Source organism: Nesterenkonia rhizosphaerae (assembly GCF_039544555.1).
Classification (GTDB): domain Bacteria; phylum Actinomycetota; class Actinomycetes; order Actinomycetales; family Micrococcaceae; genus Nesterenkonia; species Nesterenkonia rhizosphaerae.
Genome location: NZ_BAABLW010000001.1, coordinates 173,544 through 186,037, shown reverse-complemented (window position 1 = coordinate 186,037; position 12,494 = coordinate 173,544). Strand labels below are relative to the sequence as shown.

Annotated in this window: 10 protein-coding genes and 1 pseudogene; 8 read left to right on the top strand and 3 right to left on the bottom strand. The window is 62.9% G+C overall.

What is annotated here, in order from left to right; all coding sequences use genetic code 11:
* Nucleotides 1-8: 8 nt before the first annotated feature.
* The 5 genes and pseudogenes from mtrB to secA all read left to right on the top strand — a co-directional run.
* A complete protein-coding gene (gene mtrB / locus ABEA23_RS00825) occupies nt 9-1,763 on the top strand; it encodes an MtrAB system histidine kinase MtrB (protein ID WP_425577077.1) in 1,755 nt (584 codons plus the stop codon).
* Nucleotides 1,760-3,526: an LpqB family beta-propeller domain-containing protein gene (locus ABEA23_RS00820; RefSeq protein ID WP_345476234.1), complete on the top strand. Its 1,767-nt coding sequence runs from the start codon at nt 1,760-1,762 to the stop codon at nt 3,524-3,526. The genes mtrB and ABEA23_RS00820 overlap by 4 nt, the downstream gene beginning before the upstream one ends.
* A gap of 288 nt (nt 3,527-3,814) precedes the next feature.
* Nucleotides 3,815-4,468 (top strand): ComF family protein, encoded by a 654-nt coding sequence (locus tag ABEA23_RS00815; protein WP_158644298.1) that lies wholly within the window; start codon nt 3,815-3,817, stop codon nt 4,466-4,468.
* Nucleotides 4,469-4,627: 159 nt separating this feature from the next.
* Complete coding sequence (gene hpf / locus ABEA23_RS00810) at nt 4,628-5,356, top strand: ribosome hibernation-promoting factor, HPF/YfiA family (protein WP_345476233.1); 729 nt, start codon at nt 4,628-4,630, stop codon at nt 5,354-5,356.
* A 196-nt stretch (nt 5,357-5,552) separates the two neighbouring features.
* Nucleotides 5,553-8,147 (top strand): annotated as a pseudogene (secA, locus tag ABEA23_RS00805) (preprotein translocase subunit SecA); the annotation flags it as partial.
* A gap of 76 nt (nt 8,148-8,223) precedes the next feature.
* Here secA and ABEA23_RS00800 read toward each other — a convergent pair.
* Together ABEA23_RS00800 and ABEA23_RS00795 are read right to left on the bottom strand one after the other, a co-directional pair.
* Nucleotides 8,224-8,793 (bottom strand): Rv3235 family protein, encoded by a 570-nt coding sequence (locus ABEA23_RS00800; RefSeq protein WP_345476232.1) that lies wholly within the window; start codon nt 8,791-8,793, stop codon nt 8,224-8,226.
* A gap of 48 nt (nt 8,794-8,841) precedes the next feature.
* Nucleotides 8,842-9,054 carry a LysM peptidoglycan-binding domain-containing protein gene (locus ABEA23_RS00795; protein WP_345476231.1) on the bottom strand — a complete coding sequence of 71 codons (213 nt, stop codon included), beginning with the start codon at nt 9,052-9,054 and terminating at the stop codon, nt 8,842-8,844.
* A gap of 219 nt (nt 9,055-9,273) precedes the next feature.
* On the opposite strand from ABEA23_RS00795, the gene ABEA23_RS00790 reads away from it, so the two are divergent.
* A complete protein-coding gene (locus ABEA23_RS00790) occupies nt 9,274-9,858 on the top strand; it encodes a hypothetical protein (RefSeq protein ID WP_345476230.1) in 585 nt (194 codons plus the stop codon).
* A gap of 63 nt (nt 9,859-9,921) precedes the next feature.
* Here the strand turns inward: ABEA23_RS00790 and ABEA23_RS00785 are convergent, their stop codons facing one another.
* Nucleotides 9,922-10,149, bottom strand: a complete 228-nt coding sequence (locus ABEA23_RS00785) for a helix-turn-helix domain-containing protein (protein WP_345476229.1) — start codon at nt 10,147-10,149, stop codon at nt 9,922-9,924.
* A 151-nt stretch (nt 10,150-10,300) separates the two neighbouring features.
* Between ABEA23_RS00785 and ABEA23_RS00780 the strand changes: the two genes are divergently transcribed.
* Complete coding sequence (locus ABEA23_RS00780) at nt 10,301-10,939, top strand: flagellar biosynthesis protein FlgA (protein WP_345476228.1); 639 nt, start codon at nt 10,301-10,303, stop codon at nt 10,937-10,939.
* Nucleotides 10,936-12,462: a CpaE/TadZ family protein gene (locus ABEA23_RS00775; protein WP_345476227.1), complete on the top strand. Its 1,527-nt coding sequence runs from the start codon at nt 10,936-10,938 to the stop codon at nt 12,460-12,462. Before ABEA23_RS00780 ends, ABEA23_RS00775 begins: the two co-directional genes overlap by 4 nt.
* Nucleotides 12,463-12,494: the final 32 nt, after the last annotated feature.

Sequence of the window (12,494 nt, the reverse complement as noted above, 5' to 3'; positions counted from 1 at the left end):
GCGCCGCTATCAGTCAGCAGAGCACCGCAGCAGCGGAGGAAGGTTCCGGCCGTCCGCTGCTGACCCTGGGGCGGCGCCTGAGCCGGCTGCCAAAACTCTGGGCGCAGTCCCTGATGTTCCGCGCCGTGTTCTATACGGGCCTCTTCACTGTTTTGGGGACCGGTCTGATCACCTACTTCCTGGTCCAGCAGGTCACCACGGGGCTTTATCAGGAGCGGCTTGAGCAGGTCCAGATTGAAGCTACTACCGCACTGGTGGATGCCCGCAATCAGTACGAATCGCTCTCCTTCTCGGAACCGCAGTCCGAAGAGGCTGCCATTGCGGTGCTGGACAATGTGGGCGGCCCGGCCGCACAGCAACACCGCGGCATCATTCTGATCGGGCTGGAGGACACCGCCTCGCCCTATATGGCCGATACCTCCACTGGAGCGCTGCCGCTGAGCGTGATCGGCTCTGATCTGCGTGAATCGGTGCTGGCAGATAGGCAGAGCCAGTTCTGGCAGCCGGTGGGGATCCCTGTAGGCGGCGGGCAGCCTGAACCGGGCATCGTCTTCGGCATGCATGTCAGCATCGCCGGGCAGTCCTACGGGCTGTTCTTCGTCTATGACTTCTCCTCGGTGCAGGAGAACATCAACTTCGTCTTCCGGATCTTCATCATCGCCGCAGCGGCCATGCTGCTGCTCAATATGCTCATCGCCGCCTGGGTGACCCGCACTGTGGTGCGCCCGGTCTCCTACGCCGCGGAGGTCTCCGAGCGAATCGCCGAGGGGCAGCTGGAACAGCGGCTGGCAGTGGTGGGCGAGGATGAGATCGCCCGTCTGGGAGTGTCCTTCAACAGGATGGCCTCCACTCTGCAGGAACAGATCACCCAGCTGGCGAATCTCTCCAAGATGCAGCAGCGCTTCGTTTCCGATGTCTCCCATGAGCTGCGCACCCCGCTGACCACCATCAGCATGGCCGCGAGCATGCTGCATGAATCCCGCGAGGACTTCGACCCCATCAGCCAGCGCTCCACTGAGCTGCTGCACCACCAGGTGGAACGCTTCCAGGCACTGCTGGCGGACCTGCTGGAGATGTCCAGATTCGACGCCGGCGCCGCTGAACTCTCCATCAGCGATGTAGACCTGCTCTCGCTGGCCCGCGAGGTGCTCATTGCCGCAGCCCCGCTGGCTGAACAGGCCGGAGCGGAGATGAACATTGTGGTGCAGCGGGAGCCGGAATCGGCTGCGGCACAGAGTGCTGCCGGCGAGGGTGACTTCATTGCCGAAGTGGACCGCCGACGGATCGACCGCATTCTGCGCAACTTGATCAATAACGCCATTGAGCATGCCGAGGGGCGTCCGGTGGACCTGATTATTGCAGCCAGCCCCACTTCAGTAGGCGTTGCGGTGCGGGATCACGGCATCGGGATGACTCCTGCTGAGGTAGCCCACGTCTTTGACCGGTTCTGGCGCGCTGATCCGGCCAGGGCACGTACCACCGGCGGTTCCGGGCTTGGCCTGTCAATCGCCACTGAGGACACCCGGCTGCACCAGGGAAGTCTGGACGCCTGGGGCCAGAAAGGGCAGGGTTCTTGCTTCCGGCTTGTGCTGCCCCGTCACCAGGGACAGCCTTACCGGGCGGCACCGCTGTCCCTGCCTCCGGTGTACCGGCCGCAGGACCGTGAGCGCATTACCGCGGAGAGCCAGGGTTTCATCGTCGGAGAGATCACTCACGACAGAGTGCACGAGCAGTCCCTCTACCCGCAGGAGGATTCATCATGACCCCCCGCCTGCGTTCAGGCCTGCTGGCCTGCCTTGCCCTGCTGGGTCTTGTCCTCAGCGGCTGCGCGCCCACACTGCCCACGGATGGTCCGGTCCAGGCAGCCGAGGCGGAGGAGGTGGTGGCCTTCAACTATGTCTACAGCCCCAGTGAGCCTTCACCGGGTGCCTCCCCTGAGGAGATCATCAACGGCTTTATCCAGGCCGGTGCTGGTCCCCAAGACGACTATTCGGTAGCGCGGCAGTACCTCACTGCTGAAGCCCGCAGCGAATGGTCTCCGGGACAACAGACCATGATTTACTCCACCCCGCCGAATTACCAGCCGGCCGGGGAGGGGGAGTACCAGATGGAGCTCAATGTGGATTCCCGGGTGGACTCCACCGGCATTATGTTCCGCACCGATGAGTTTGTCCGTGAGACTTTTGAGCTGGAACAGGTCGACGGCGAATGGCGGATCAGCTCCCTTCCCGAGGGACTGGGCAAGATCCTGGACCAGACGATGTTCGAACGGGCTCATACCGCGGTGGAGCAGTACTTCTTCGATCCGCAGCTGCATTATGCGGTGCCGGACCAGCGCTGGTTCGTCACCAGGCCCAGCCTGCTGGGCGACATTGCTACCAGCATCCTGGCCGGTCCGGCCCCCTGGCTTGATCAGGCCGTGGTGTCCGCGTTCCCGCGTGGTGCAGAACTGGGGCGTCCCACCGTCACAGAGGAGGAGCAGGTCGCTTATGTGGACCTGAACCCTGCGGCACTGGCGGGGGCCTCGCAGTCTGATCTGCTGCTGATGCAGCGTCAGATGGAGATGGCGTTGGAACAGGTCGGCGGAATCGAGGAAGTCAGGCTGACCGTGAACCAGGAAGAGCTGGAGCTGCCCAACCCGGAGGAGCTGCCGGAGGATCAGCAGCTGAATCTTCAGGCGCATCCACAGGTCAGCAATATCCAGGTAGGTGTTCTGAATGATCAGTTGGCCCTGCAGCGCGGCACTGTGACTGAGCAGATCGCGCAGCTGCCGGATATTGCTGAACTCGAGCCGCAGTCCCCAGCCATGTCCGAACTGACCGGTGCCGATGCCTTCGCGTTCCTCAACGGTGACGGTGATGCGCTCTACCATGTGCGCCCCGGACAGGATGAAGCGGAGCTGGTACTGGAGGGCGAGGACCTCACGCGCCCCTCTATGGATAATTTCGGCTGGACCTGGACGGTGTCACATGACGACGGAGAAACCGTGGTCAACACCGTGCCCTTTGACGATCCTGCTGCCGGAGAAGCACGCCAGATCAGCGCTGACCTGCTGGAGGATCGGCGGGTGACATCGCTGCGGATCGCTCAGGATGGCACGCGTGCCGTTCTGGTGGTGGATGATGCCACCGAGTCAACCATCTACATTGCCGCTGTCATCCGTGATGAGCAGGGAGTACCGCGAGCGCTGGGGCAGGCGGTGCCGCTGCCGTCCGAAAGTGCCGTGACCGAGGTGCGCTGGAGCGGATCCACCGGCGATGAGCTGGTGGCCTGGTCCCCCTACAGCCCCGGAGAGGCCCAGGAACAAGGCGTGGAGGAGCTGACTCGGGATATCCAACGGATTCAGCTCAGCAGCGGCGAGGTGCAGAGTCTTTACCCTGTGCTGGGCCTGCTGAATGTCTCTGCAGGTGAAGGCCAGACCCATGTCAGTACTGAAAGCGAATCGACGGCCTACTCTTCGCTGGTGGGTTCGCAGTGGCAGCCTAACTACGATATCGAGATCCGCGACCTGGCCTACCCCGGGTAGGGGGCCCGGCTCACGACCCGACTCAGGGCGTAGTTTTCCACAGCTGACCTTCGCCGCTGGTTGGCAGCGCATCGGCTCGGCATGCTGGGAACTATGGTTTCTGGGGCGGGGAGAGGATGCGGTGATGCTGCGCTGCGGCTGCTGGACCGGATGTGGTTCTCAACGCCGGGGACGGCACTGCGCGGTGCCGTGTCCGAGGCAGCTGATCTGCTGAGCCCCACCTGGTGCGTGGGATGTCGGGCAGCTGCGACCGTGCTGTGCCCGCCCTGCCGTACCCAGCTGAGGCTAGTGAGCTCCCACCCTTTCCGCGCACATCCTTTCCGCGCGGAGGCTCCGGCGCAGGCCCTCCCCGTGATCGGTGCAGATTCTGAGGGACTCTATGTGCTGCCGGTGATCAGTGCGGCCCGCTACTCCGGCCTGATGGCTGAGGCGCTGCTGGCGTTTAAGGACCATGAACGCACCGGGCTGCTCCGGCCGCTGGCAGCTGGGCTGTCACGCGCGCTGGAGGAAGCTGCCGCCACAGTCCTGGAGCCGGGGCCGGCGCTGCTAGTCACACCCCCGCCGTCGTTACGTTCGGTATTGCGCCGTGGCAGGCACCCACTGGGGGAACTGGTCGCCGCACTCACGCTGCCCCCAGGCATGGTCCTCGAGCAGCAGCTGCTGCAGCGCTCGGATGGGCCTCGCGCCGTACTGGGCCGTGGACAGAAGGCCAGGTCCGCAGCGGCACGGCGGCGCAGCACCGAACTGACCCTGACAGCTCAGGCTCGTCACAGCATTGACGGCACGCAGGTGCTGTTAGTCGATGATGTGCTCACAACTGGTGCGACCCTTGCGGCAATGTATGCCCCGCTGGCCGCATCGGGTGCAGAAGTCCGTGGTGCCGCGGTGCTGGCGGCAGCTCCACGACCACCTCAAGATGACGCTCTGGCCGCTCAGCAGTGACACGCCGGGGGAACCTTCCGGGGGCACTTCCAGTGGAGCAGGATTTGGCCTAGTGTGAAGTATGGGTACCTGAACAAGAGTCCCATCGCAGCAGCGATGGACTCGTTACGCGTTAGTCCATCCGCTGCTGTGCCGAGTACGGACACCAAGGAGGACGCCATGACCCTGCAGGTCACCTACACCGGCCGCAACATCTCCATCCCTGATGCGTTCAAAGAGCACGTCGACCACAAGAGCAGCAAGGTCGAACAGCTCGCTGATAAGGGACAGCGGCTGGAGGTCAAGGTCTCCAGCGAAAACTCCCACCGCCGTGCAGACACCTGCATCACCGTGGAGCTGACCGTGGTGGGTCGCGGAAAAGTGGTGCGCTCTGAAGCGCAGGCAGGGGACAAATTCGCCGCCTTTGAAATTGCCTGGAACAAACTCACCGAAAGGCTGCGCCGGGCGCGGGATAAGAAGAAGAGCCAGTCACGCAGCAACGGCACGTTGGGGCACCCCGCTCCGTCCGTGGGGGAGGCGTTGGCAGACGTGCCGCCAGTGGAAACCAGCCGCCCGCTCTACGAGCAGGTTCTCGATGCTGAGGCTGCAGACAACGTCCCGTCCCAGGAAGAAGAAATAGATGAACCGATCAGGATCCGCCGCAAGGTATTCGCCGCTGAGCCGATGAGCGTTGATGCCGCCGTCGACGCTATGGAACTGGTCGGGCACGACTTTTACCTCTACATCGACTCCGAAACAGGCCACCCCTCCGCCGTGTACCGGCGCCGCGGATGGACCTACGGGGTCATCTCACTGGACGCGCAGAAGACCGCGCAGGAGCCTGACACCGAGGAACGGGCTTACCGGGCCGATAACGGGACCACCCGGTCCCATGTGCGGGCGGCATAGCGGTACAGACGCTGTGTTGAACCAGCAGCGTTGAGCTGCCGTGACGGCCGCGGCCGGTGGAGAATCTGCCAGGAATGAGAACCATTCCGCGACAGCATCTGCCGGTCGCGGCCCATGCAGTGTTAGCAGGGGTGCGCTGTGGGGCCGTACACTGACATCTTGACTGATGCTGTATTGATCTGATGGAGAACTGGCTGTGCCTACTCTGCTCGAACGAATCCTCAAAACCGGGGAGAAGAAGATCCTCAAGCGGCTTCACGGTTATGCCGATGCCGTGAATCTCCTGGAGGATGAGTTCAAGGCGCTCTCCGACGCCGAACTCAGGCAGGAGACCGAGCGTTTCAAGGAACGGCTCAACGAGGGTGAATCCCTGGATTCGCTGCTGCCGGAGGCATTCGCGGCAGTGCGCGAGGCTGCGGACCGCACCTTGGGCCAGCGCCACTATGACGTCCAGCTCATGGGTGGTGCCGCTCTGCATCTGGGAAATATCGCGGAGATGGGCACCGGTGAGGGCAAGACGCTGGTGGCCACAGCCCCGGCATATCTCAACGCGCTGACCGGCAAAGGCGTTCACGTCATCACCGTTAATGATTACCTGGCCAAGTACCAGGCTGATCTGATGGGTCGTGTATACCGCTTCCTGGGTCTGACGGTGGGGACGATCACCAATGACCTCAATCCCGCAGCGCGCCGGCAGGCCTACTCTGCAGACATCACGTACGGCACCAATAACGAATTCGGCTTCGACTTCCTGCGCGACAATATGGCGCAGTCCCTCGATGACCTGGTCCAGCGTGAGCACCACTTCGCGATCATCGATGAGATCGACTCCATCCTCATTGACGAGGCCCGTACTCCGCTGATCATCTCCGGTGCCGCCAGCGGAGACATTTCTCGCTGGTACAGCGACTTCGCCACATTGGTTCAGCGGCTGAAGCGCGACGAGGACTACGAGGTCGACGAGAAGAAGCGCACGGTGGGTGTGCTGGAGTCCGGAATCGACAAGGTCGAAGACTACTTGGGCATCGAGAACCTCTACGAGACCCAGAACACCACACTGATTCAGTACCTGAACAACGCCATCCGCGCCAAAGAGCTCTATAAGCGGGACACCGACTACGTGGTGGTCAAGAACGAAGTGCACATCGTTGATGAGCACACCGGACGTATCCTCAAGGGCCGCCGCTATAACGAGGGTCTCCACCAGGCCATCGAGGCCAAAGAGGGCGTTCAGATCAAACCCGAGAATCAGACCCGGGCCACCGTGACGCTGCAGAACTACTTCCGCGGCTACGAGAAGATCGCCGGTATGACGGGTACGGCTGAGACTGAGGCCGCCGAGTTCATGTCCACCTATAAGCTCGGCGTTGTTCCGATTCCGCCGAATAAGCCTCGCCAGCGAGTCGACCACAACGACCTGGTCTATAAGAACGAGGTCATCAAGTTCGACGCCGTCCTGAAGGACATCATCGAACGCCACGAGAAGGGCCAGCCAGTACTGGTGGGCACTGAATCGGTGGAGAAGTCCGAGTATCTCTCCAAGCTGCTGGCTAAGCAGGGCATCCGCCACGAAGTTCTCAATGCGAAGAACCATGAGCGTGAGGCTGCCATTGTGGCTCGGGCAGGACGCCGCGGCTCGGTGACTGTGGCCACCAATATGGCCGGTCGAGGCACTGACATCATGCTCGGCGGCAATGCCGAATTCAACGCAGTCCACGAGATGGAGAAACTCGGCCTGGACCCGGTGGAGAACGCCGAGGAGTACGAGGCCAAGTGGGATGAGGTCTTTGCCCGCGCGAAGGAAGCGGCTGAGGCTGAAGCCGCTGAGGTCCGCGAATTGGGCGGTCTCTACGTGCTCGGCACCGAACGCCATCAGTCACGTCGCATTGACAATCAGCTGCGGGGTCGTGCCGGCCGTCAGGGCGACCCGGGTGAGTCCCGCTTCTACATCTCGTTGACCGATGATCTGATGCGCCTGTTCAACCAGTCGGCTGCGCAGCGCATCATGAACTCCCCGGCCATGGCTGATGAGATCCCGGTGGAGCATAAGTTCGTCTCCGGGGCCATTGCCAATGCTCAGCAGCAGCGCGAGTCGCAGAACACCGAGACCCGCAAGAACGTCTTGAAGTACGACGACGTGATGAACCGCCAGCGTGAGGCCATCTACTCTGACCGCCGCCGGATCCTTGAAGGCGACGATGTCCACGGCAAGGTCCAGCACTTCATCGAAGATGCTGTCTCGCTGATGATCGACGAGAAGACTGCCTCATCCTCCTCTGAGGACTGGGACTTAGAAGGCCTGTGGGAAGAACTCAAGGGCCTCTACCCGGTCTCGCTGGAGATTGAGGATCTGGTGGAGGAGGCTGGCGGCATCGACCAGCTTTCGGTCAAGCTGCTCAAGCGTGAACTGGTCTCCGATGCCAAGATCGCCTACGAGAAGAAGGAAGAGGAGATCGGTTCCGAGGCGCTTCGCCAGCTGGAGCGGCGGGTGCTCCTCTCGGTCATCGATGAGAAGTGGCAGGAGCATCTCTATGAGATGGACTACCTGAAGTCTGGCATCGGGCTGCGTTCGATGGCTCAGCGTGATCCGCTGGTGGAGTACCAGCGCGAGGGTTATCTGCTGTTCCAGGCAATGGCTGAGGGCATCCGAGAGGAATCTGTGCGGAAACTGTTCGCCGCCGAGGTTCAGGCAATCACACCCACCCACGCGCCGTCGCTGCCGGGGGTCAAGGATGGCCGTGTGGCAGCCTCGGGCAAACAGGTGAAGGTACCCGGTCTCAAGGACGCCCCAGGCTCGAACTAGAAGAGCTCTGGCACGTTCGTGCAATGACTAGCCTGAAGGCCCTGCGAGTTGTCTCGTGGGGCCTTCAGCCTAGTTCCAGGGCGGTGATCCTCCAGCGGGCCCGGTGAGCTTCACAGCGCAGGGCACAGGCCCTGGTGCGCTGATCGTCTGTGAAGATCACGCAGACCTCCCATGCGGAGGGGCTTACCTGTTGTGCCCGAATGCTGCGGAAGACCAGCTGGGCGGGTCCGTTGCGGTGCTGTCCGGGAGAAAAACGCTGACGATGGCGAGCCAGCAGCGCTGCCCGGCGGCTCACTTTCTGGTAGATCTCGCCGTCGAGCCAGCGCTGCATCTGATGAACCGGTCGCAGCCCGGCGAACGTCTCGGCCATGGCCTGGCAGACCATCCTGGAGATCGCAGTGATCTGCCGTTGTTCTTCACGTTCGCTTGCCAGCGGCACTGGCGCGCGGCCATCGGGTCTGAGTTCTGACGTCGCATTGAGTTCTCTTGCGCCCATAGCGTGGAGGAGCCGCGGGACCTCGTCTTCGCGCTGGAGCCGAAATCGGCTTGGCCGCCGCGATGGAGGTTGCTGAAGCAGTGCGGGCAGAGTGGCTGATGAGCTGCTGGGCTGGCTCTGCGCAGCGTTGAGCGGCATGTCTTCTCCTGTGCGGTCGGCGTCGTATGGGGTTGTAGCAACGGAAGCTCAGCGAATAGCTGGGGGAACAGTCAGCACGGTTCCAGGGCGAAGCCGCGCGGGATCATCCCCGATCAGCTGACGGTTAGCGGTGAACCAACGGGGCCAGATTCGGGCGACTTCCCAGTCACTTGCATCTGGGCCTGCGTACTCAGCTGCGATGCTCCACAAGGAGTCCTCGAGTCCCACTGTGACCGTGCTGGTCTCGTCGGTGGATCTCATGGCCGCCCCAGTGTGCCGCGGCGTGGGGGCTGGGCGGCGGGGTAAAAAACCTGGGCTCATGGTGACTCCCTGTGATGCGTCGTGACACTGCATGGATCTGTTATGCATAATTTAGTGTCGTTTGATGTTTTCAGATGCTACACAGGTGTATTGCGCTTGGGAAGAGCTGCAGGAAATATGGGCACAGTATTGCCGTCAAAGCCAGAAGGGGGTGTCAGCGTGCGCTGGGATGCACTCTTTGCTGACTTGGACGCTCAGTGGCAGGCGCAGGCGGATCAGCGATTCCAAGCTGAAGTGCAGCAGGCCCGTGAACTGGAGCGCTCTCAGCTTCTACTGGCTGACCGACTGCGGGCCCACTTAGAGGATCAGCGATCTGCCTCAGAACAGTTGAGTGTGCTGCTGCGCGGTGGCCGACGAATCACCTGCTGCTTGGAGTCGGTGGGAGCGGATTGGATTGCAGGAAGTGCCGGTGTCCACAGTCTGCTCATGCCGCTGCCGGCGGTATTGATGGTGGAGAGTCTGGCACGCACCGCCGCGCAGGAAACAAGTCCGACCCGCAGGCGCTTGACGATCGCGGCACCGCTGCGGGCGCTGATGAATGACCGAGCTGGGGTTGCCGTCTTTGGGGAGGGCGCCGACGGCGATGCTGAGCTGGCTGCCGGGCGGCTCATCGCCGTCGGCAAGGATCATTTCGATGTGCTGATGCCTGCCGCTGATGGTCACGCACCGGAGCGAGACGGGCGCAGTATTCGCACCATTCCGCTCAACGCCGTCGCGCTGATTCGCAGCCTAGCCGGAGCGTGAGGGCTGCATAGCCGGACTGGGGGCCTGAAGTCGGTGGGGTGTGAAGCAAGCGGCACAGCCGGTTTAACGCCCCGCGTGCTCCTGGGACGGGCTGCTGGTGCTGCGCGACTCACGCTGGGCGGCGTACTGGCGCTCGATGTACTCATCCAGCTTCGCCTCCTCCACGCGCCACTGGCCACGCCCGCCGATCTGGATTCCCTCAATGTCTCCACTCTTGATCAGCGCCCGAGTTTGGGACATGGAGATGTTCAGGGCCTCGGCCACATCCGGAAGGGTCAGAAATTTACGCATAGCCACACCTTTCAGGGTATATCGGCTTTTTTGATGACATTTGCTTCTATTCTCGCATTGGTGCTGCTCTGCGCGTTATTCCTCGCCTGCGTGTCATCACGTCTCATTTGAGCCCTATCGGTATCTGAAGGTTTCTACTACTCTGGGCAGCGTGACGCAGAAACCCACTGATGTTCAGCGGCTCCGGCGCCCCTCATGGAGGGACCCCCGGTTACTCGGCGGAATCCTCATCGTGCTGCTCTCTACTGCCGCAGTGGTAGCCCTCGTAATGTCTCAGGACCGTACTACCGCGGTCTACGCGGCTGAACGCCAGCTCAGTACCGGAGACCAACTGAGCGACGACGACGTGCGCGTCGTCCATGTCCAGTTGGATGATCTGGCCGATCGTTACCTCTCCGCAGCTGATCCGCTGCCTGCAGAGGGGCATTTGCTTCGGGCTGTGCTGGAGGGGGAGCTCATTCCCCGCACCGCACTGGGGGAGAGCGATCCTGAGGGCAGACAGCCGGTGACAGTCAACGTGGAACAAGAACTGGCACGGGCCGTTCAGGTGGGACGGCGAGTCGATGTCTGGGCGGCCACTGCGGAATCGCCCACTGACGAGGCTGCAGTCGAGCGTCTGGTCACCGACGCTGAAGTCATCGATATTCGTGAAACCGCCTCCGCCTTCGGCAGTCAGTCCGCAGTCACCGTCGAGCTGTTGATCGAAGTCCCCGAGCTGCCGGACTTGCTCGCCGCCGAAGGCTCAGCAGCTGTGCTTTCGGTGTTACCGGCCGGGACGCAGCAGCCATGAGTCGCTGCTCAGTGGTGACCATCGGCAGGCTTGCCGCTGACCATATTGCTGCGCTGGAGCGACTGCATACTTCGGTGACGGTGGATCGCCGGTGTGCGGATCTCGCGGAGCTCATTGCTGTAGCAGAGCTGCAACGGGCTGACGCTGCGTTGATCATCGGGGACACCGCGCCGCTGACTGCCTCGATGCTCAGCGGGCTGAGGCAGTGCGGAGTTCGCGTGGTGGTGATCTCCGATGTCGCCCAGGAGCGCAGTCGGCTCAGCCGGCTCGGCGCCAGGTGCTTCAGCGATGAGGTTCAGGCCCAGACGCTGGCTGCTGCTCTACAAGGAAACGACGGCGCCAACGGTCCGGACGCAGAGGTGTCAGCCAGTGACGCTGAACCCGGTGTAGATGAACCGCCTAGCCTTGCGGCAGCGCGTGGCGATCATCTGGCCCGTGAGCACAGTGGGGCTTTCCCAGAGAAGTCAGATCAGGCGCAGTCAGATCCACTGAGCGCCCAGGAAGACCCGGATTACCTCGATCTCAGCGGGAACCTGATGGAGATGGATCCGGCTGACGCCGAGGTCGCTGCGCATACTGCAGCCCAGACTTCTCAAGATATGAACCCTGGTGCAGATACCGACTCCGCTGCTTCCGGGCGGCGCGCCCCAGCAGGAGGACTACCGGGCATCACAGTGGTCTGGGGACCCGCGGGAGCCCCAGGGCGCACCACTGTCGCCGTCAATCTGGCTGCCGAGCTGGCCATGAGCAACGCCTCGGTGCTGTTGATCGACGCCGACGCCCACGCCGCGTCTGTTGCTGTACAGCTGGGGCTGCTCGAGGAATCTGCCGGACTCGCCCAAGCCTGTCGCGCCGCAGAGCTAGGCGGACTCGATGCGGACCGCCTGTCACAAGCCAAGACCACCGCGCAGTTGCAGGCTGCCGGACACAGCGCTGTGCTGCCGGTACTCACCGGCTTGCCGCGGGCCGAACGCTGGGCCGAACTGCGCCCACGCGCACTGGAACGCGTGTTATCCCTGGCGCGCAGCCAGTACCAGCACGTGGTGGTGGATGTCAGCGCAGGCATCGAGGAGGACGAGGAGCTCAGTTTCGACACCTCCGCACCCCAGCGCAACAGCGCCACCCTGACGGCGCTGCGCGAGGCAGATCAGGTGCTGGCGCTGGGAACAGCAGACGCGGTGGGGTTCTCCCGGCTGATCAAAGCCTGCGAGGAGTATCGCCACCGGCTGCCTCAGGCACCCCAGCCCCAGGTCATCATCAATCAGCTGCGCACCTCCGCAGTGGGGCGCTCCCCGCGCAGACAGCTCACCGAAGCGTGGGAACAGCTGACCGAGCAGAATCAACTACGGCACTTTCTGCCCTATGACCGGCAAGCCTGCGATGACGCGCTGCGCACCGGCCAGGTCCTAGCTGAGGCGGCACCCGAGTCGGCCCTGCGCAGGCAGCTGGCTGAACTTGCCGGGATCCAGCTGCCAAGGCGCCGTCGTCTGCGGATGTCTCGCCGCCGGGTCGCGGCGCGGTAGTCCGGTGTGTGCCAGCCCGGTAGGCTGAAGGT